Annotated in this window: 16 protein-coding genes; 12 read left to right on the forward strand and 4 right to left on the reverse strand. The window is 57.0% G+C overall.

The window, feature by feature from the left end; all coding sequences use genetic code 11:
• The first annotated feature begins 2 nt into the window (after nt 1–2).
• From FVV99_RS15060 to rpsA, 3 genes are all read left to right on the forward strand, one after another.
• Entirely contained in the window at nt 3–2,246 is a 2,244-nt protein-coding gene (locus FVV99_RS15060; protein ID WP_148254916.1) for a bifunctional prephenate dehydrogenase/3-phosphoshikimate 1-carboxyvinyltransferase, read from the forward strand.
• A complete protein-coding gene (gene cmk / locus FVV99_RS15065; protein WP_148254917.1) occupies nt 2,243–2,947 on the forward strand; it encodes a (d)CMP kinase in 705 nt (234 codons plus the stop codon). Before FVV99_RS15060 ends, cmk begins: the two co-directional genes overlap by 4 nt.
• 187 nt (nt 2,948–3,134) lie before the next feature.
• Nucleotides 3,135–4,814 carry a 30S ribosomal protein S1 gene (rpsA, locus tag FVV99_RS15070; protein WP_148254918.1) on the forward strand — a complete coding sequence of 560 codons (1,680 nt, stop codon included), beginning with the start codon at nt 3,135–3,137 and terminating at the stop codon, nt 4,812–4,814.
• Between the two features lie 93 nt (nt 4,815–4,907).
• Here rpsA and bioA read toward each other — a convergent pair whose 3' ends face one another.
• On the reverse strand, nt 4,908–6,176 hold the full coding sequence (gene bioA / locus FVV99_RS15075; RefSeq protein ID WP_148254919.1) for an adenosylmethionine--8-amino-7-oxononanoate transaminase: 1,269 nt from the start codon (nt 6,174–6,176) through the stop codon (nt 4,908–4,910).
• A 307-nt stretch (nt 6,177–6,483) separates the two neighbouring features.
• Between bioA and FVV99_RS15080 the strand changes: the two genes are divergently transcribed.
• Nucleotides 6,484–6,870, forward strand: a complete 387-nt coding sequence (locus tag FVV99_RS15080) for a histone-like nucleoid-structuring protein, MvaT/MvaU family (RefSeq protein ID WP_148254920.1) — start codon at nt 6,484–6,486, stop codon at nt 6,868–6,870.
• A gap of 90 nt (nt 6,871–6,960) precedes the next feature.
• On the opposite strand, the gene FVV99_RS15085 is transcribed toward FVV99_RS15080, so the two are convergent.
• The 3 genes from FVV99_RS15085 to mfd all read right to left on the reverse strand — a co-directional run bounded on the left by FVV99_RS15085 (nt 6,961) and on the right by mfd (nt 13,074).
• Complete coding sequence (locus FVV99_RS15085) at nt 6,961–7,797, reverse strand: helix-turn-helix transcriptional regulator (protein WP_148254921.1); 837 nt, start codon at nt 7,795–7,797, stop codon at nt 6,961–6,963.
• Between the two features lie 243 nt (nt 7,798–8,040).
• Nucleotides 8,041–9,201 carry a L,D-transpeptidase family protein gene (locus FVV99_RS15090; protein WP_148254922.1) on the reverse strand — a complete coding sequence of 387 codons (1,161 nt, stop codon included), beginning with the start codon at nt 9,199–9,201 and terminating at the stop codon, nt 8,041–8,043.
• 423 nt (nt 9,202–9,624) lie between these two features.
• Complete coding sequence (mfd, locus tag FVV99_RS15095; RefSeq protein WP_148254923.1) at nt 9,625–13,074, reverse strand: transcription-repair coupling factor; 3,450 nt, start codon at nt 13,072–13,074, stop codon at nt 9,625–9,627.
• Between the two features lie 227 nt (nt 13,075–13,301).
• Here mfd and FVV99_RS15100 point away from each other — a divergent pair, with 227 nt between their 5' ends.
• The 8 genes from FVV99_RS15100 (at nt 13,302) to nqrM (ending at nt 21,348) form a co-directional block, all read left to right on the forward strand.
• Nucleotides 13,302–14,765 (forward strand): glyceraldehyde-3-phosphate dehydrogenase, encoded by a 1,464-nt coding sequence (locus FVV99_RS15100; RefSeq protein WP_148254924.1) that lies wholly within the window; start codon nt 13,302–13,304, stop codon nt 14,763–14,765.
• 270 nt (nt 14,766–15,035) lie between these two features.
• Nucleotides 15,036–16,385, forward strand: a complete 1,350-nt coding sequence (locus FVV99_RS15105; protein ID WP_148254925.1) for a Na(+)-translocating NADH-quinone reductase subunit A — start codon at nt 15,036–15,038, stop codon at nt 16,383–16,385.
• Entirely contained in the window at nt 16,385–17,611 is a 1,227-nt protein-coding gene (locus FVV99_RS15110) for an NADH:ubiquinone reductase (Na(+)-transporting) subunit B (RefSeq protein WP_148254926.1), read from the forward strand. The genes FVV99_RS15105 and FVV99_RS15110 overlap by 1 nt, the downstream gene beginning before the upstream one ends.
• On the forward strand, nt 17,608–18,384 hold the full coding sequence (locus tag FVV99_RS15115; protein ID WP_148254927.1) for a Na(+)-translocating NADH-quinone reductase subunit C: 777 nt from the start codon (nt 17,608–17,610) through the stop codon (nt 18,382–18,384). Before FVV99_RS15110 ends, FVV99_RS15115 begins: the two co-directional genes overlap by 4 nt.
• 2 nt (nt 18,385–18,386) lie before the next feature.
• Complete coding sequence (locus tag FVV99_RS15120) at nt 18,387–19,055, forward strand: NADH:ubiquinone reductase (Na(+)-transporting) subunit D (protein ID WP_148254928.1); 669 nt, start codon at nt 18,387–18,389, stop codon at nt 19,053–19,055.
• Nucleotides 19,056–19,676: an NADH:ubiquinone reductase (Na(+)-transporting) subunit E gene (gene nqrE / locus FVV99_RS15125; protein ID WP_148254929.1), complete on the forward strand. Its 621-nt coding sequence runs from the start codon at nt 19,056–19,058 to the stop codon at nt 19,674–19,676. It abuts the gene before it with no gap.
• 40 nt (nt 19,677–19,716) lie between these two features.
• Nucleotides 19,717–20,949, forward strand: a complete 1,233-nt coding sequence (gene nqrF, locus FVV99_RS15130; RefSeq protein ID WP_148254930.1) for an NADH:ubiquinone reductase (Na(+)-transporting) subunit F — start codon at nt 19,717–19,719, stop codon at nt 20,947–20,949.
• A 141-nt stretch (nt 20,950–21,090) separates the two neighbouring features.
• A complete protein-coding gene (gene nqrM, locus FVV99_RS15135) occupies nt 21,091–21,348 on the forward strand; it encodes a (Na+)-NQR maturation NqrM (RefSeq protein ID WP_148254931.1) in 258 nt (85 codons plus the stop codon).
• The last annotated feature ends 111 nt before the right edge of the window (nt 21,349–21,459 follow it).

A 21,459-nucleotide genomic window follows, 5' to 3' on the forward strand; every position in this document is an offset into this window, starting at 1 on the left:
TCATGGGCGAACCCCGCATCCTGATCGTCGGACTTGGGTTGATAGGTGGGTCACTGGCGGCTGCACTCAAGCAAAACGGCTTCCAGGGCGAGATCCTCGCGTGTGACCGTGACAGAGAAGAAATCGAGCGTGGCATCGCCATGGGGATCATCGATCGTGGCGATACGGACCTTGAGCCCCTGCTGCCGGGGTGTTCGCTGGTCGTGTTGGCAGTGCCCGTCATGGCCATGGAGGCGGTGCTGAACCGCTTGGCCGTCTCATCGGATGAGCGAACCATCATTACCGATGTCGGCAGCACCAAGGGGGCGATCCGCGATGCCGCTATCCGGGCGTTTGGTGACTTGCCGAGTCGTTTCGTTCCCGGCCATCCGATCGCCGGTTCCGAAAAAACGGGCGTCGAGGCATCCGATGCCGAACTGTATCGTCATCATAAGGTCATCCTGACCCCGGATGATGATACGGACCCGGATGCGCTGCGCCGTGTTAGCGCTCTGTGGGTTTCCTGCGGCGCCGATGTCTTGACGATGGATATCGAGCACCACGACCAGGTATTGGCGCAAACCAGCCATCTGCCGCACCTACTGGCTTTTTCACTGGTCGATACACTGGCCCGGCAGGATGAGCGACTCGAAATTTTCCGCTATGCGGCGGGAGGATTTCGGGATTTTACGCGCATCGCCGGTAGCGATCCGGTAATGTGGCGGGATATTTTCATGGCCAATCGCGATGCCGTGCTTGCCGCCCTGGATGATTTCGAATCCGGAGTGGCGAGACTGCGTAACGCCGTGGTGGCCGGTGACGGTGATGCCATGCTGGCGACGTTCGATCGTGCCAGCCATGCGCGTCGCTATTTCGACACGCTCTTGAACCAGACGAGTTATCAAGCAGGTTATCAGACCATGGAACATAGTAAGCGTCGTTACCGGGTGGCGCCCGGGGGCAGTGCCTCTGGATGTATTCGGGTGCCCGGTGATAAATCGGTCTCGCACCGTTCGATCATGCTTGGCGCGTTGGCCGAGGGTATCACCGAGGTGACGGGGTTCCTCGAGGGCGAGGACAGCCTGGCCACGTTACAGGCATTTCGTGAGATGGGGGTGGCGATCGAAGGGCCGCACCAGGGGCGCGTGACGATCCACGGCGTAGGCATGCACGGTCTGCAGAAGCCGGCCGGACCTCTCTATGTAGGTAACGCCGGCACGGCGATGCGGTTGTTCGCCGGCTTGCTGGCAGGTCAGGCATTCGATACCGAGTTGACCGGCGATGTGTCGTTGACCAGACGCCCGATGGGGCGGGTGGCCGATCCGCTGCGTGAAATGGGCGCCGTGATCGAGACAGCCGAGGGGGGGCGTCCGCCGCTGATGATTCGTGGAGGGCAAGCACTGCAAGGTATCGACTACGACATGCCGATGGCCAGTGCTCAGGTGAAATCGTGCCTGTTGCTGGCCGGCATGTATGCACAGGGTGAAACTCGGGTACGGGAACCGGCACCGACCCGCGATCACACCGAGAGGATGCTCAATGGGTTCGGCTACCGCGTCGAGCGCGAAGGCGATACGGCCTGGCTCCAGGGTGGCGGCAAGCTACTGGCAGGGCCCATCGACGTTCCTTCGGATATCTCGTCGGCGGCGTTTTTCCTGGTTGCGGCCGCGATTACGCCTGGCGCTGACCTGACACTAGAGCATGTCGGCATCAACCCGACGCGCATTGGTGTCATCAATATCCTGCAAGCGATGGGGGCCGATCTCACGCTCGCCAATCAGCATGAAGTCGGCGGAGAGCCCGTCGCCGACATTCGCGTACGTTATGCGCCGCTTCAGGGAATCGAGATCCCTGCGGATCAAGTGCCGTTAGCCATCGATGAGTTTCCGGCCTTGTTCATTGCCGCCGCCAACGCCTCGGGCACGACACGGCTGCGTGGTGCCGAGGAACTACGCGTCAAGGAATCCGACCGAATCCAGGCCATGGCGGATGGGCTGACGGCTCTGGGGGTCGAGAATCGAGTGCATGATGACGGTATCGATATCGTTGGGCGAGCCGACGACACCGCCGACGATGGACCGCTTTATGGCGGTGGGCATGTCGATAGCCTCGGCGATCATCGTATCGCCATGGCGTTCACCGTGGCGGGATTGAGAGCCGCCGATGAGATTCTGGTCGAAGACTGTACCAATGTGGCGACCTCGTTTCCGGGCTTTCTCGATCTGGTGAAACGGCTTGGCATGCATGTCGTTGAGGAGGCGTCATGAGTGAAACGGCATCCCAACAGTCGATTCCGGTCGTGGCCATCGATGGGCCGGGAGGCGCAGGCAAGGGAACGATCAGTCGTTTGGTTGCGGAGCGTTTGGGGTGGCATCTGTTGGATTCGGGGGCACTATATCGTCTCACGGCGCTGGCGGCGTACAAGCGCGATACGTCAGTCGAGGATGCCGATTCGTTGTCCCGCATCGCGGCTGAGCTGGATGTCGCGTTTCTGGTCGAGGACGGTGCCCCGCGGATATTGCTCGAGGGGGACGACGTGACGACGGCGCTTCGATCGGAAACGGTGGGGAATCTGGCCTCATGCGTTGCCGCGCTACCACCGGTGCGTCAAGCACTGTTGCAACGGCAACGGGATTTTCGCACCTGGCCGGGTCTGGTCGCCGATGGTCGCGATATGGGGACCGTCGTGTTTCCCGATGCGCCACTGAAAGTGTTTCTGACGGCAAGCGCGGAAGAACGTGCCAACCGTCGTTACCTTCAGTTGCAGGAAGCCGGTGAAAATGCTAGTCTTCCGAGTCTTTTAAAAGAGATCCAGGAGCGTGATGCGCGAGATTGTCAGCGCAGTGTAGCCCCGCTTGAACCGGCAGGCGATGCCATCGAGCTGGATACCACGAACCTGACGATACCGGAAGTCGTGGATCAACTGACGGCCTATCTTGTCCAACGGGGCATGATGCCGAAAGGCTGATGAACGCTTGCGGAGGCTTCGGCAAGACGTCATGACGTGGTTGGGCACCCCTTTCATTGGAAGCAGAGAGCCCGGCCAGGTTGAACCAGCGCCAACGTCCCCGAAGAGTGTGAACTAGGCCCGTACTTGCTGGTGGTGCGGAGAGAAGGCGGTAAGCCGCTATCAACGTTGATCACGTAGGAACATCATGAGCGAAAGCTTTGCTGAGTTGTTTGAACAGTCGCTTCAGGACATCAACATGGAGCCGGGCGCCATTGTCATGGCGACCGTCGTCGACATCGAGGGTGACTGGATCACCGTCAATGCCGGATTGAAGTCCGAAGGTCAGATTCCCGCGGCCCAATTTCGCGACGAGAATGGTGAGTTGACCATTGGCGTCGGTGATGAAGTCAAGGTCGCCCTGGAAGCCGTCGAGGACGGTTTCGGAGAAACGCGCCTGTCGCGTGAAAAAGCCAAGCGTGCCGAGGCCTGGAAAGGGCTGGAAGCGGCCTTCGAGAAAGAAGAGATTGTCAAGGGCGTGATCAACGGCAAGGTCAAGGGCGGCTTTACTGTCGATGTCGACTCCATCCGTGCCTTCCTGCCTGGCTCTCTGGTCGATGTGCGTCCGGTTCGCGATACCGCGCACCTCGAGCACAAAGAACTGGATTTCAAGGTCATCAAGCTCGATCCGAAACGCAACAATGTGGTCGTATCTCGCCGTGCCGTTCTCGAGGCCGAGAATAGCGCCGAGCGTGAAGCTCTGCTCTCGACGTTGCAGGAAGGCCAGCAGATCAAGGGTATCGTCAAGAACCTCACCGATTACGGCGCCTTCGTCGATCTGGGGGGTGTCGATGGTCTCTTGCACATCACCGACATGGCATGGAAGCGTATCAAGCATCCGTCCGAGATCGTGTCCGTGGGTGACGAGATCAACGTCAAGGTACTCAAGTTCGATCGCGAACGTAATCGCGTTTCCCTGGGTCTCAAACAGCTCGGTGAAGATCCCTGGGTCAACATCAAGGGCCGTTATCCGGAAGGTACCCGTGTCAACGCCCAAGTGACGAACCTGACCGATTACGGCTGCTTTGCCGAGATCGAAGAAGGTGTCGAAGGGCTGGTCCACGTTTCCGAAATGGATTGGACCAACAAGAACATCCATCCGTCCAAGGTCGTTCAGATCGGCGATGACGTGGAAGTCATGGTGCTGGACATCGACGAGGAACGTCGTCGTATCTCGCTGGGTATCAAGCAGTGCACCACCAACCCGTGGGAAGACTTCAGCGCGCGTTACAACAAGGGTGACCGTGTTTCCGGTACGATCAAGTCGATCACTGACTTCGGTATCTTCATCGGCCTGGAAGGCGGTATCGATGGGTTGGTTCACTTGTCCGATATCTCCTGGACCGAGTCTGGCGAAGAAGCCGTTCGCGAGTTCAAGAAAGGTGATGAAGCCGAAGCCGTCATCCTCTCCATCGATCCGGAACGTGAGCGTATTTCGCTCGGCATCAAGCAGCTCGAAACCGATCCGGTATCCGAGTTCCTGGCTGTCAACGACAAGGGCGCCATCGTCACCGGTCGTGTTGTCGAGGTCGATGCCAAGGAAGCTCAGGTCGAGCTCGCTACGGATGTCATCGCTACTCTGAAAGCTTCCGAGATCAGCGCGGATCGGGTCGAGGACGCGCGTAACGCCTTGAACGAAGGCGATAGCGTCGAAGCTCGTATTATCAGTGTGGATCGCAAGAATCGTCAGATCAGCTTGTCCATCAAGGCCAAGGATCAGGATGAGACGCGCCGCAATATGAGCAAGTTGCGTGATCAGCAGGAAAGCGATAGCGATAGTCCCACCACCATCGGTGATCTGATCAAGCAGCAAATGGGGCAGGATTGATCGGCATTCGTCGATAGACAATCTGGCTCTGATAAAGCGCCGCCCCGATGTGGGCGGCGCTTTGCTTTTCTATACCGGTACCAGTTACTCGAATCAGTCGCCGTCGAACCATCCTTTCATGACGTCCGTGATACGGCGTAACTCTTCCGGTGTCGTTATATAGGCGGGCATGGTGTATAGCCAGTGCCCGAAAGGGCGAATCCATACACCTTGTTTACGGGCATATTCCTGAACGCCCTGTAGTACCGCCGGTTCACTGACTTCGATCGCCGCAGTGGCTCCCAACACTCGGACATCCCTGATGGCGGGGTGAGTGTGCCAATCGTCGGCTTCCAGAAGTTCTTGGCACAGTACAGCATTCAAGTCCGTGATCTTGCCCAGGTAGTCATCTTCCTCGAAGACCGCCAAGCTTTCCAATGCGACACGACAGGCCAGAGGGTTGCCCATGAAGGTCGGGCCATGCATGAAGGCATGATCATCGTCGTCGCTGAGAAACGCATCATAGACATCGCTGGTGGCGAGTGTCGCAGCATGACCGATGTATCCCCCCGTTAGTCCCTTGGAAAGCACCATGATATCCGGTGTCACTGCGGCATGATCGGCTGCAAACCTCTTCCCCGTTCGCCCGAAGCCGGTAGCGACTTCGTCGAATATCAGCAGTACATTGAATTCATCGCACAGTTCCCTGGCAGCTTGTACATAGAAGGGGGAGGTCATGTTGAGACCGCCGGCCGCTTGTAACAGTGGCTCCATCAACAATGCCGCAATTTCATGGTGATGTGCTTCGAGCATCGAACGTAACGCCTGGATATCGTGGGCGGCCTCTTCCCGAGTCGCCTCGAACGGTGCAGTAGGGGCGGGAGCGAAAAGGTGGCGTGGTAGAAAGCCGGCAAATAATGAATGCATGCCTTCTTCCGGGTCGCATACCGCCATGCAACCGCTAGTATCACCATGGTAGGCACGCATCAGGGATAGCATTCTGCGTTTCTCTGGTCGCCCTCGTTGGGCCTGATACTGGACGGCCATCTTCATGGCGACTTCCATGCCGACAGACCCACTATCGGAGAAGAAAACGTGATTGAGCCCATCGGGAGAGACATGAACAAGCGCTTCGGCAAGTCGTGTTGCTGGTTCATGTGTCAGCCCGCCCAACATGACATGGCAAAGCGTGTCGGCTTGCGACTGGATCGCTTTGATGAGACGCGGATGTCGGTAACCATGAATCATGCACCACCAGGAGCAAGTTGCATCGAGCAGGCGTTCACCCCCTTCCAGGATGAAATAGGGGCCATCACCTCCCGTTACCGTCGAAGGAGGAGGAGAGGTCTGCATTTGTGTGTAGGGGTGCCATAACGATGACATGTCGTTAACCTCTTTGTTAACTAATAATGATTAACAGGTTGACAGATTAACAGATATGCAGCTCACTCACTAGGCGATGTGCAGAGGTGTGGCATTCGGTAGAGCCCGCTCCCGGCCGTGCCGGCATAGCATGTATCAAAGAGATGGCCAGTCAACTGCATTGTCTGGACAATGGAAAATTGTTAACGGAATAGGTACGATTTTGATAAACTGGAAAAATGGTTTTATTGGCCTCTTGGCAAAGAGTCCATATAAGGTTAATAATAGTCACGCATCCCGTATATGAATATGAAAGGAAATAGCACTTATGTCATTACTTAGCACGTACCTCCAGCAAGAGCAGAAGTTAAAGGAACTGAACGAGCAGCTGGAGAAGTTGCAGAACGATCCGCGTCTCAAAGCCGAGCTCGAGTTCAAGGAAAAACTGGAAGCCTTGATGTCGGAGTTCAACAAGAGTGCGGCTGACGTTATTGAATTGCTCGATCCGCAGTCTACGGCTAAATCGGGTGGTAACAAGCCGGCGGCTAGCGGAGGCAGCGGTACGCGCCGCAAGCGCAAGCTGAAGATTTACAAGAATCCCAATACGGGCGAGGTCGTCGAAACCCGTGGTGGAAATCAGAAAACCTTGAAAGCCTGGAAAGATGAATACGGTCACGACACTGTCGAGTCATGGCTGGTTCGTGTCGAACAGTAATACGTTCGGGGTTGTGGTGTCTGTGTAGCATTCACCTTCTCGTGCTGATGCTGATCGCTTCCATCCGTGGGGGCGATCCTTGTATCCAGGCTATCGATCGACCAACGGGAGTCGCATCTCCAGCGTTTCCGTTCGTCGTTCGTCTTCGTCGAGGCCGCTCATGCCTGTCCAGCACAGATTGATGGGCAGCCCACTGATGCACTCTTCTCCTTCCAGTAAATTGGTTGCCAGGAGGTAAGTCAGAGCGTCCTGCCATTGCCCGGCATGCTGAATGCAGACCGAGGCATAGCGTGAGTAAGGCAATGAGAGCTTGCGAAAAGGCAAGGGAGGAGCGAACTCCTCGGCCGTGTTCGAATCAACCGCGATACCGAGGTCGGCGCGTTGTAGTTTCGCATTCAGTGGATGTCCGTGAATGACGGCAATGAAGGCATTGCCAAGCAACCGTTCGGGCAAGTTCGACAGGCACGTCCGCGATGGCCAACGTTGAGGTGAATCGCCGAGTCCCTGGTCGTCATACAATCGAGTGACGATCGTCTGCAATCCTTCCGAGCGATGTATGGTGACGTCGAACTCTTGTTTCTGCATTCGGAACCGAGTTTCCAAGGCATTCTGCTGTTCGTTACGGTATTGCCTTGGAGTGGTCTGAAAACGTTGAGTAAACGTGCGAGTGAAAGCGGAGTGGTTTTGATAGCCACAGAGTCGCGCAATACTCTGGATACTGCGTTGACTGAACGCCAATAGCATGGTTGCGTGTTCCAGTCTGAGCTTTTCTCGATACACTCGTGGTGAGACACCAAAGCAGTGTTTGAAATTACGTCTAACTTGTGAGGCGGAATATCCAAGTCGTTCCGCCAGTTCGTCAATTCCCTCCCGAGAACCCAGTCGCTCCTGGAGCCAGATCTCGGCACGCATCATGTCATTAAGCATTAGCAGGCCCTTACGTCATATCTCAGCAGGTGTTAACCGATTACACCTTTGAATTTCAGGGCGTGTTTTCATTGTAGTGATGCACCTGTAGCTCCCCTAATTACGGGTTGATACAGGCTAAGGCAAGTTTGGCTAGAACGAATGAGCGTTTAAGCACATTCTAGTGAGTCTTGCAGGGGAGAGAAAACAGAGGGAGAGGTCTGTATGGACCTCTCCCTTATGATTGCGGGCTCGTGTTTTAACCTAGCGCCTGCTCAATTCAAGCGCATCGTACAAGGAATGAAGGTCCGACCAGGTTGCTTCGGTATCGAGCTCGCGGAAGAAATCCGTACGCAGACCCAGTGCCTCGACGGCAGCAATATCGACCAGCAATGGAGCGCTGCTAAGAACGGGTTCCGGCTCGCCGTTAGCGCTATCCATGGCATAGCGAACACGGGCGTAATCGACCGGTGGCGTTTCTTTCTCGGACTCTTGCATGACCGCGTCGACAGCATCGACGGCATTGATGATCGGCTCGAAGGCGATACCGTCATCCTTCAGCAATGGATATGCCTGCACGTAGAGCATGTCGCCATCCCAACCCACCTTGAAAGGTTCATTGATGATGCGCACTGTCGTGTTGTTGGGCAGGTTGTTATACAGGTATTCGATATTTTCAGGGTACAACCGGATACAGCCACGGCTGACACGCATGCCAACACCATCGGGACGGTTGGTACCATGTAGCAGATAGCCCGGAATATCCAGCAGAATGGCGTGACGACCCAGTGGGTTATCCGGCCCCGGCGGTACGATCTCGGGGGGTGGATCACCACGCTCGGCGGCTTCGCGGCGCATGGATGCCGGTGGTGACCAGGACGGATCCTTGACCTTCATGGTCGTGCGGGTTTCACCCAGCGGTGTGGAAAAGCCTTCGCGTCCGACGCTGATCGGGTAGGTCTGGACAACCGGGGTTTCTCCCTCAGCGACGTCGGGATAGTAATACAATCGCAGTTCAGACAGATTGACGACGACCCCGTCTCGTGGCCCCGGGGGCAGAATGAATTTCTGCGGCAGAACTACCTCGGCGCCTTCGCCGGGATACCACATGCTGAGGTCGGGGTTGGCTCGCCGCATTTCCTCATAACCGAGCCCATGTTGGCGTCCGATATCGATCAGGGTATCTTCCTCGTCGGCAATTACCGTCTTGATCTCTCCCACGACGTCGCCATCCTCGGGGATCGGATAGACAAGTCGAGTACTGCTCTCTTCCTGCTCGGGAACATCGTCTGGCCGGCTGGCCTTTTCTTCCTCCTGGGCCCAGGCTGCCATGGGCGACGATGCCACCAGGGCCGTGATCAACAAAGCACCAGTAAGACCGGGCAGAGAGAACCGGCCTGGCATTCGTTGCCTGAGTCGTGGCATGAACTATCCCTTTCTCGGTGTGTGTTGATACGGAGTATATCGAATTTGTAGCCGTTGTGCTGCCATTGGCCCTAGAGAGGGGACCTTCAGTCAGGCCCTCAGAACTTTGCACTGTCGGTATGGTAGGAACGTGCTTTCGTTGTTGGTGAGAGTTATGTCGTTACGGGAAGCGTTTATGAATTGATCGTCCAATCATTTAATGTCTTGCCATCCAGGGGATGGTCAATTTTATTCCTGATTGGGTTTCCAGTTGCAACGTCGGGTAGATTATTATTATAGGGTTTCCGATAATGCCGTCACCTTGTTCAAGCAGCCAATTTGAGTGACAAGGATCTGGAAAGCCATAGTCGTGATGCCCGGGTGGGCGTGCGCATTACATGGCAGCTCAACGGATGATGGAATGCAGACATCTTGTAGCGGCGGTCAAGCCGCCGCTGTCTTGACGTTCAGGCGTTCCAGCAAGTCCTCGGCGGTTTGAAAACGCGCTTCGTGGCTCTCCATGTCACCCTCGAAACGCAGCGTATCGGCGCCATCCAGGCGGTAATGTACCGGATCCTTCTGAATCATCCCGACCAGCGTCATGGGGTCGACGCTCGTGCTACCGGAAAAGCTCACCCTGCCATGCTCTGGCCCGGCTTCCAGGCGTGATATGCCCAGGCGTTCCGCGCGCTGACGCAGGCGTGTCAGACGCATCAGGTTCTTGACCGGTTCCGGCAACAGGCCATAGCGGTCGACCAGCTCGACCTGCAGTTCCTTGAGCTCGGCTTCATCGTCGGCGCTGGCAATGCGCTTGTACATGACCAGACGTTGCTGAACGTCGTGCAGGTAATCGTCGGGAATCAGTGCGGGCACATTGAGGCTGATCTCGACCCCCTCGTCCAGTGGCGCTTCGATGTTGGGGGTCTTGCCGTCACGGATCGCTTTGACGGCACGCTCGAGCATCTGCATATACAGGCTGTAACCAATGGTTTCCATTTGCCCGCTCTGCTCATCGCCCAGCAATTCCCCGGCACCGCGAATCTCCATATCATGGCTGGCCAGCGTGAAGCCGGCGCCGAGATCCTCGGATTGGCTGATCGCCTCGAGACGCTTGGTGGCGTCCTTGGTCATGGCTTTGGGCGGCGGTGTCAGCAGATAGGCATAGGCCTGGTGGTGGCTACGACCGACACGGCCACGCAACTGGTGCAGTTGGGCGAGCCCGAACTTGTCGGCCCGTTCGATGACGATGGTATTGGCGGTCGGTACGTCGATCCCGGTCTCGATGATCGTCGAACATACCAGCACGTTGAACCGCTTGTGATAGAAATCCGACATCACGCGTTCCAACGAACGTTCCGGCAGTTGCCCATGGGCCACGCCGACACGCGCTTCGGGCACCAGTTCACGGACCTGCTCGGCGGTGGTCTCGATGGTTTTCACTTCGTTGTGAAGCACATACACCTGGCCGCCACGCAGTATCTCGCGCAGGATGGCTTCCTTGATGACGGATTCGTCGCGCTGCTGAACGAACGTCTTGACCGACAGGCGCCGGGCCGGTGGCGTGGCAATGATCGATAGATCACGTATGCCGTTCATTGCCATATTCAAGGTGCGGGGAATCGGTGTGGCAGTGAGGGTCAGTATATCGACCTCTGCGCGCAGGCTTTTGAGTTTTTCTTTCTGGGAAACCCCGAAACGGTGTTCTTCGTCGATCACCAGCAAGCCCATGTTGGGAAACTGCATGCTCTTGGACAGCAGTTTGTGGGTACCGATCACGATATCGGCGCGCCCGTCGCGAATACGCTCCAGGGTCGCTTGCTGATTCTTCCCGCCGGTAAAGCGAGAGATCAACTCAATCTGGACGGCGGTATCGGCGAAGCGGTCGCGGAAATTGTCATAGTGCTGCTGTGCGAGCAGGGTGGTGGGTACCAATACCACGACTTGGCGTCCGGAGTGCACGGCCAGAAAGGCAGCTCGCATGGCAACTTCGGTCTTGCCGAAGCCGACATCGCCGCAAACCACCCGATCCATGGGCTGAGGAGCCGTCATGTCATTGATGACGGCGTGAATGGCCGCACGCTGGTCGGGAGTCTCCTCGAAAGGAAAACTGCCGGCGAAGCGGGCATACTCGTCGCCCGGCGGGTCGCAGCTGTACCCCTGCCTGGCCTCACGCCGCGCATAGACATCGAGCAATTCCGCTGCCGTGTCCCGCACCTTTTCGGCCGCCTTCTTCTTGGCCTTGTCCCAGGTATCCGAGCCGAGTCTGTGCAGCGGAGCGAGTTCATCGGAGGCGCCGGCATAACGTGAGATCAGATGCAGGCTGTCGACGGGGACGTAAAGACGCGCGCCGTCGGCATATTCCAGCGTCACGAACTCGGCGGCCTGGCCGCCGGCCTCCAAGGCTTCCAAGCCGATATAGCGGCCAACACCGTGGGTCTGATGGACGACCGGGGCGCCCGGCTTGAGCTCCGATAGATGCCGGATGGCCAACTCATTGTCATCAGTGGCTTTCTCACGGCGCCGGCTTTGCCGGACCACGTCACCGAAAAGCTCCGTCTCGGTGATCACCGTCAGTTCGGGCTCATCAAGGGTCAGCCCGGTATCCAGCTCACCTTCGGTAATCGCCTTGGACAGGTCCCGGTTCAGGAAATCGTGCCAGTCATCGGCATGGGGCAACTCCAGGTGGAGTGGTGCGAGCGTCTCTTCGAGAGCTTCTCGCCGCCCTCTGGATTCGGCAACGAACAGGACGCGACGCTGTGTCGCTGCGTTCAGGAAGCGTTCCAAAGCCGCCAATGGGCGCTGGGCACGGCTATTGAGCGCGACTGACGGCGGTGGTGCCGTGAGCGAGGCATGCGCATGAGGATGTTCTTCGTCGTCGACCAATTCGACGCGTGGGCGGCTCTTGATGGCGGCAAAGATTTCCGGCACCGGAACGAATGCCTTGCTTGGCGGCAGCAAGGGGCGTGTCGGATCGACCCCCAGGTTCTCATAACGGCTCTGGATGGCAGACCAGTGATGCTCGGCGGCGTCATGGACGCCTGGTAACAAGGCGACACGGGTGGTATCGGCAAGGTGATCGAAGAGGGTGGCAGTCTCCTCGAAGAACAAGGGCAGATACTGTTCCAGGCCGGGCGAGGGAATGCCCTTGAGTGCATCGACATACAATGGGCATTGGCGCGGATCGACGTCGAACAGCGTCTCGAATCCTTCGCGGAAACAGGCGATGGCCGAGCGTGACAGCGAATACTCATGGGCGGGCAGCAGCTCCACCGATTCGACCTTGTCGTGACTACGTTGGGTATCCGGGTCGAAGTGACGGAGTGTATCGATTTCATCATCGAACAAGTCGATGCGTAAGGGTTGCTCCGTACCCATGGGGTAGAGATCGATCAAGGCGCCGCGCAGTGCATACTCCCCCGGTTCATAAACGGTTTCCACGGCACGGTAGCCCGCGCGGGACAACGTTTCCCGGAAGTGCTCCCGGTCCAGCTTGGTACCGATCTCCAGCGTCATGACGCGCCCAGCGATATAATCCACCGGCGACAGGCGCTGCATCAATGTATTGATGGGAACCAGGACGATGCCGTGACGGGCATCCTGGAGTCGCCGCAACGTTTTGAGTCGGGCGGACACGATGTCCTGGTGCGGCGAAAAGCTATCGTAGGGAAGCGTCTCCCAGTCCGGAAATGGCATGACCGGTACCTGGGCGAAAAAGTCCAGTTCACTTTCCAGGCGTTGGGCCGCTGCCGTATCCGACGTGACGACCAGTAATGGCGCATCGTCGGCCAGACGGGACAGCGCCAGTGCTGTTGCACTACCTTCCGGGGCGTGCCAGTAGAGAGTGTCGCGAATCCCCGTTGGCTGCGGTGGGGCGAGTGGCGAAAATTCTGGCATTGTGTCGAATCGTGTCGCTGACTTGGTTACGGGATCGGTGATGATACCAGCCTCATTGGAAACGTGTAGTCAACCCTCGATTTCTGTAATACCCCTACAGCGAGTGCGACCATCCTTCGATTGCGGCGGTGCAATGTCACCCAGATAATAACGAGTCATTATACATGGGTACGTCAGCGTGCCCGATCAACCACGCGAATCACTCCGTCGACGAAAGAGAGGCCCACGTGAGTCAGCAAAAGCTCGAGAGCGTTTTCGAAGAATGGCAGAGCAACGAAGTTCTGGCCGAAGAGATGATCCCTCTGCTGGGACGACTCTATCGCCAGTACAACATCGTGACATCGCTGTTTGGCCGCTCACTGATCAATCAGTCGGTGATTCGCATCCTGAAGGATCATCGTTTCGTCAAGAAGGTCGAGGGCACGGAACTCAGTGTTCGCGATACCTTTCCCCTGGTCAAGGCGATGGCCGAACTCGATCTGGGGCCTGCGCATGTGGATGTGGGCAAACTGGCAGTGGCCTTCAAGCAAGAGGGAAGCGGCGATGCCAAGGCATTCATCGAACGCGAGCTGGCTGCAATCGTCGGCAAGCACGATGCCCAGATGGGTAACGGCAAACCCAAGGATGTGGTCCTCTATGGGTTTGGTCGTATCGGTCGTATTCTGGCGCGCATCCTGATCGAGAAAGCCGGCGGGGGAAATCTACTGCGCCTGCGCGCCATCGTGGTACGGGGACGGGGGGATCTGGCCAAGGACCTCGAGAAGCGGGCCAGTCTCTTGCGTCGTGATTCCGTGCACGGTCCGTTCGCCGGCTCCATTGCCGTGGATAGCGATAATAGTGCCCTGATTGCCAATGGCAATTACATCAAGGTCATCTATGCCGACTCTCCGCGTGACGTGGATTACACGCAGTATGACATCCACGATGCCATTGTGGTCGACAACACCGGCCTATGGCGCGACGAGGAGGGCTTGGGGCAGCACCTGGCGTGCAACGGCGCCTCCAAGGCCTTTCTGACGGCCCCGGGTAAAGGCAGCATTCCCAACATCGTCTATGGCATCAATCACGGTGATATCAGTAGCGACGACCGTATCGTGTCGGCGGCATCGTGCACGACCAATGCCATCGTGCCCGTGCTCAAGGCCGTCAATGACCACTTTGGCATCGAACACGGCCATGTCGAAACCGTACATGCCTATACCAACGATCAGAACCTGATCGATAATTATCATAAGGCGGAGCGTCGCGGCCGCAGTGCCCCGTTGAACATGGTTCTGACCGAAACGGGAGCGGCCAAGGCCGTGGCCAAGGCGCTTCCGGAACTGGACGGTAAGCTGACCGGCAATGCCATCCGTGTGCCGACACCTAATGTGTCGATGGCGATACTCAACCTTCGACTGCACTCAGAGGTCGACAAGGATAGCCTGAATGACTATCTGCGCCGCATGGCCATCCATTCGCCGATGCAGAAGCAGATCGACTATGTCGATTCTCCTGAAGTCGTTTCCTCCGATTTCGTCGGTAATCGCCATGCCGGAATCGTCGATGCAAAAGCCACTATCGCCGATGGCAAGAGCGTGGTGCTCTATGTCTGGTATGACAACGAATACGGCTACAGTTGCCAGGTCGTGCGTGGGTTGCAGCACATGTCCAACGTCAGTTTCCTGGCCTTTCCCGAAGACCGCGACTGATCTTCTCTGAATGCGTTGCGGGTGTGACGACACCCGCAGCCATCCGGATTTATCCCTGCTTACCGTGTGGCCTTTCCGGCCTTATCTCTTTATAATGCTCAGGATTTTTGGTGGCGGTTCGTGTATCCTCGGGCCGTAACGACAACCTTCTGATACGAAAAATTCGAACACCGTGACGTCCGACTGGGCCGGCTGTCTTGGTGCCTGCTCGTCTGTGCGTTCACCGAACCCCTTTCCTGGTATATATCAGATCCACAACTGGGCGAGACTATGATCGAAGTCAAAAAAGGCCTGGATCTCCCTATCGCGGGGGCGCCCGACCAGCGTATAGAGGATGCGCGGCCGGTTCGCTACGTGGCTGTCCTGGGCACCGACTATGTCGGCATGAAGCCGACCATGGAGGTACGGGAGGGAGACACCGTCAAGCTGGGCCAACTGCTCTTTACCGACAAGAAGATTCAAGGAGTGCGCTTCACCGCGCCCGCGGCCGGCAAGGTCGTGGCGATCAACCGAGGCGAAAAGCGTCGCTTGTTGTCGGTGGTCATCGAGGTGGCGGAGCAGGAAGAGGCCGAGACCTTCACGGCTCATGGCGCCGATAACATCGACGAGCTGGAGCGCCAGACAGTGGTCGACCAGCTCGTCGAGTCCGGACTATGGACCGCCTTGCGCGCACGGCCCTATTCGCGCACGCCAGCGCTTGATTCAGAGCCCGAGAACATTTTCGTCACGGCAATCGACACCCATCCGCTATGTTCCGACCCTGCCTTGATCATCAATGAGCAGCCGCAGGCGTTCGAGCAGGGGCTCAAGGTATTGTCGCGGTTGACGCAAGGGAAGGTGTTCCTGTGTCAATCTCCGAATGCCACTCTGCCGGGCAGTGATGTTCAGGACGTTCAGGTAGAAACATTCAGCGGTCCGCATCCGGCCGGACTGGTGGGCACACACATTCATCATCTCTCACCGGTGGCGTTGCACAAGCAGGTCTGGCATATCGGTTATCAGGATGTGATCGCGGTCGGCAAACTGTTCGTTGAAGGGCGTCTCGATACGGAGCGGGTGATTGCCGTCGGCGGTCCGCGTGCCGAGAATCCACGCTTGCTGCGCACCCGAACGGGCGCCAGTATCGATGAATTGCTGCAAGGCGAGGTCGTGAATCCGGATGACACGCGGATCATCTCCGGTTCGGTGTTTTCCGGTGTCACTGCCGAAGGCAGCCTGCGTTATCTGGGACGTTTCCACAACCAGGTCAGTTTGCTCGAGGAGGGCAACAAACGCGCCTTCATGGGGTGGTTGTCTCCCGGGTTCAAACGCCACTCCGTAATGGGCATCTATGTGTCCAAGTTTCTGGGATTGTCCAATTACGCACCGGATACGTCGACCAATGGGTCCGAGCGAGCCATGGTGCCGGTGGGCAATTACGAAGCCGTCATGCCACTGGATATCCTGCCGACGCAGCTATTGCGTTCGCTGATCGTCGGCGATATCGAAACGGCGATGCAGCTTGGTTGTCTGGAGCTGGATGAAGAGGACCTGGCGCTGTGCACCTATGTGTGTCCGGGCAAGTATGAATACGGTCCCATCTTGCGCGATAACCTCACCACGATCGAGAAAGAGGCCTGATGATGGGGATCCGACAGACACTCGACAATCTAGAGCCCCATTTTCACAAAGGGGGCAAGTACGAGAAGTTCTATCCGCTCTATGAAGCCGTCGATACGATCTTCTATTCGCCACCCGATGTCACCAAGACCACCGCTCATGTGCGTGATGGCGTTGATCTGAAGCGCATCATGATCACGGTATGGGCGTGTACGTTTCCCGCCATGTTCTTCGGCATGTGGAACGCCGGCTGGTTGGCCAATACCGCCATCGCCAATGGCTACGAGTCGATGGATGGATGGCGTGAAGCGATCCTGATGCTGCTTGCGGGCGGTCATGACGCGGGCAGCATCTGGTCGAACTTCGTGCTTGGGGCCACCTATTTCCTGCCCATCTACCTGGTGACGTTTGTCGTCGGTGGTTTCTGGGAAGTGTTGTTCGCTGTCAAGCGTGGTCACGAGGTCAACGAAGGGTTCTTCGTGACGTCGGTACTCTACGCGTTGATTCTTCCTGCCACGACACCGCTATGGCAGGTGGCGCTGGGTATTACCTTCGGTGTAGTGATCGGTAAGGAAATCTTTGGAGGCACGGGCAAGAACTTCCTCAACCCGGCCTTGACGGGAAGGGCGTTTCTTTACTTTGCTTATCCTGCACAGCTTTCCGGGGATTCCATCTGGGTTGCGGCGGATGGCTATACGGGAGCCACACCACTATCGATCGCTTTCCAGAATGGTATGGCTGATTTGAGCAGCCAGTACAGTTGGTGGGATGCGTTCCTCGGGTTCATTCCGGGTTCCTTGGGTGAAACATCGACACTGGCCATTCTGATCGGCATGCTGGTGCTGGTGTGGACCAAGATTGCATCGTGGCGAATCATCCTGGGTGTATTCATTGGCATGGTAGCCACCAGCTTACTGTTCAATCTGGCTGGATCCGACTCGAATCCGATGTTTGCCATGCCGTGGTACTGGCATCTGGTCGTTGGAGGCTTCGCGTTTGGCATGGTCTTCATGGCCACGGATCCCGTGTCGGCATCGATGACCAATCCCGGCCGCTTGATCTTCGGCATATTGATTGGTGCCATGACGGTCATGATTCGTGTGGCCAACCCGGCTTTCCCGGAAGGGATCATGCTCGCGATTCTCTTCGCCAATCTGTTTGCCCCGCTGATTGATCACTATTTCGTGCAGGCCAATATCAAGCGCCGTGAACAGCGTACCGGCGCCGTGGCCGAGGAGACTGCCTGATGGCCAGTAACAACTCGATCAAGCAAACGTTGATCGTCGCCTTCGCGCTCTGCATCGTCTGCTCGGTGATCGTCTCCACCGCTGCCGTGGCACTACGCCCCCAGCAGCAGGCCAATCAGGAGAACGATCGTCGCAGCAACATTCTGGAAGTTGCCAACCTGCTCGAACCGGGTGTGCCGGTCGACGAACAGTTCGAGCAGGTCACTCCTCGTGTGGTGGAGCTGAGTACGGGCGAGTACTCCGAAGAGCGCGAACCGCAAAAGTTCAGCCCCTACGAATCGGCGCGTGATCCCGCGCAGTCCCGTACGCTGTCCGGGGAAAAAGACATCGCCGGACTGTCACGTCAGGAGGAGTACTCGATCGTCTACCTGGTGGGCGATGAAGAGGACCCCGAACAGATCGTGGTCCCGGTGCGTGGCCAAGGACTTTGGGGATTGATGCGAGGCTTCTTGGCACTTGAAGGTGATGGCAATACCATTGTGGGTATCACGTTCTATTCGCATAGCGAGACCCCGGGACTGGGTGGTGAAGTCGACAACCCTCGCTGGAAAGCCAAGTGGGAGGGCAAAAAGGCGTACGATGACATCGAAGACGACGGTATGCCCGATATCGAACTGGTGAAAGGTGGTGCCAGTAGCGAGACCGAAGTCGACGCACTGTCGGGTGCGACTTTGACCAGTAACGGCGTCACCAATCTGGTGCAATTCTGGCTTGGCGAGGATGGCTTCGGCCCTTACCTCGACAGGTTCCGTGATTCGTCGGAAGGAGCGTAATCATGTCAGCCGCAACTCCCAAAGGCGTTCTGTTAACGCCGATCTTCCAGAACAATCCCATCGCCCTGCAGATCCTGGGGATCTGTTCGGCGCTGGCGGTGACCAGCAGCATGAGCGTGTCGCTGGTCATGGCACTGGCGGTCATCGCGGTAACGGCCTTTTCCAACCTGTTCGTCTCGTTGATCCGCAAACACATCCCCTCGTCTATCCGCATTATCGTGCAGATGACGATCATTGCGTCGCTGGTCATCGTAGTTGATCAGGTACTCAAGGCCTACGCCTACGAAATGTCCAAGCAGTTGTCGGTATTCGTCGGGTTGATCATTACCAACTGCATCGTCATGGGACGTGCCGAAGGGTTTGCCATGCAGAATGGCCCGGTGCTGTCGTTCCTCGACGGTATCGGCAATGGCCTCGGCTACGGCATGGTCCTGATGGTCGTCGGTTTCTTCCGTGAACTGCTGGGCTCCGGCAGCGTGTTCGGTTTCACGGTGCTGGCACCTGTGCAGGATGGTGGTTGGTATGTACCCAATGGCTTGATGCTGCTGCCGCCGTCGGCCTTCTTCGTGATCGGTCTGATGATCTGGGTGATCCGTGCGTTCCATCCGGAGCAGGTCGAAGAGAACCAGTTCGAGATGAAGGAAAACACTCAGCCGAAGGAGGCCGTGTAAATGTTTGAACATTACCTGAGCCTGTTCATTGCGGCGGTGTTCGTCGAAAACATGGCGCTCGCGTTCTTCCTGGGCATGTGTACCTTCCTGGCCGTATCCAAGAAGATTTCCTCGGCCATTGGTCTGGGCATTGCCGTGATCGTGGTGTTGACCATCACTGTGCCGGTCAACAATCTGATCCTGACGTACTTGCTGGAAGAAGGCGCGCTTACCTGGACGGGGCTGCAAGGTGCCGAGAATATCGACCTCTCATTCCTGGGACTGTTGAGCTATATCGGTGTTATCGCCGCACTCGTACAGATTCTCGAGATGTTTCTCGATAAATACGTTCCGGCGCTCTATAACGCCCTGGGTGTCTTCCTGCCGCTGATTACCGTGAACTGTGCGATCCTCGGCGGAACCCTGTTCATGGTCGAGCGCAACTACGAGTTCGGTGAGTCCGTGATCTATGGCTTTGGTGCCGGATTCGGTTGGGCATTGGCCATTGCTGCGTTGGCAGGTATTCGTGAAAAGCTCAAGTACAGTGATGTGCCGGCAGGTCTGCAGGGCTTGGGCGTCACCTTTATCACCGTAGGGTTGATGTCACTGGGCTTCATGTCCTTTTCCGGCGTGCAGCTATAAGGCTTCACGATGCGTAGGCTTCAAGAATTAGGAACCCGACATGGTTGATACGACTGTCATCTTGCTCGGTGTAGGCATGTTCACGCTGGTGGTGTTAGCACTGGTGTTGATCATCCTCACTGCGCGCAGCCGCTTGGTCAGTAGCGGTGATGTATCCATCGAGATCAATAACGATCCCGACAGTACGATTCAGACGCAGGCCGGCGGCAAGTTACTGCAAACGTTGGCTGCCAACGGCATCTTCCTGTCATCTGCCTGTGGCGGTGGCGGCTCATGCGCACAATGCAAATGCCGTGTGGCAGAAGGGGGAGGCGCGATTCTGCCGACCGAAGAATCGGCCTTTACTCTGCGTGAGAAGAAAGAAGGTTGGCGGCTGTCCTGCCAGGTGCCCGTCAAGCAGGACATGAAGATCGAAGTGCCCGAAGAGGTGTTCGGCGTCAAGAAGTGGGAGTGCGAAGTCATCAGCAATCCCAACGTCGCTACCTTTATCAAGGAGCTCAACCTGCGTTTGCCCGAGGGCGAGAACGTTGATTTCCGTGCCGGCGGTTATGTCCAGTTGGTGGCTCCGCCTTATGATGTCAAATTCTCCGATTTCGAGGTCGAAGAGGAATATCGCGAGGATTGGGAGAAATTCAATCTATTCGATGTCTCCCACAAGAGCGATGAGGAAGTCATCAGGGCGTATTCGATGGCCAACTACCCGGAAGAAAAGGGGATCCTCAAGTTCAATATCCGTATCGCGACGCCGCCTCCGGGAACTGGTCATCCACCCGGCTTGATGTCCACCTACTGCTTCAGCCTGAAACCGGGCGACAAGGTGACGGTGATGGGGCCGTTTGGCGAGTTCTTCGCCAAGGAAACCGATGCGGAGATGGTGTTCATCGGCGGTGGTGCCGGTATGGCGCCCATGCGTAGCCATATCTTCGACCAGCTCAAGCGGCTCGAGACCAAGCGCAAGATTTCATTCTGGTACGGTGCGCGTAGCTGGCGCGAAACCTTCTATAACGAAGAGTTCGACCAGCTTGCCGAAGAGAACGACAACTTCGAATGGCATCTGGCCTTGTCCGATCCATTGCCGGATGACAACTGGGACGGTCCGACAGGCTTCATTCACAATGTGCTTTACGACATGTACCTGAAGGATCATCCGGCACCCGAGGATTGTGAATACTATATGTGCGGGCCGCCGATGATGAATGCGTCGGTGATCAAGATGCTCATCGATATGGGGGTCGAGCCCGAGAACATTGCCTTGGACGACTTTGGTGGTTGATGCCACCCAGCATAAGGGCCGACCTTGGGGTCGGCCCTTATCGTTGGCAGCCCGCCAAGTCAAACGTTGCCGTGTTTTGCTTGTCTCAGGAAGGAAGAACCTGTCATATGGCGACAGGCAAGCGAGCCATGAGGAGGTCGTATGACGACTTGGTTACTGGTGTTGGGATTCATGCTATTGCTGATGGCAGTCATGGCCATCGGCGTGATCATGGGGCGCAAGCCTATTGCCGGCTCTTGTGGGGGGCTCAACCAGATCGGTATGAAAGAGGGCTGCGAAGTCTGCGGCGGTAACGACAAGGTCTGTGAAGAAGAGAGCCGTAAGCGTGGAAGCAGCGCTCGCCGCATGAGCGATGAAAATCGTGGCACCGATCTAGGGTATGACGCGACACGTCGTTGATGCCGTCTCATGAGGCTGTCGTGGCCGTGTCTTTCTCTTGCGCGGTAATGTCGAGATTCCTTGAACGAGTCAAGGAAAGGGTGGGGTATGTTCGAAAATCCAGTCGGCGTA

The sequence above is a fragment of the Aidingimonas lacisalsi genome, assembly GCF_008079445.1.
GTDB classification, from domain to species: Bacteria; Pseudomonadota; Gammaproteobacteria; order Pseudomonadales; family Halomonadaceae; genus Aidingimonas; species Aidingimonas lacisalsi.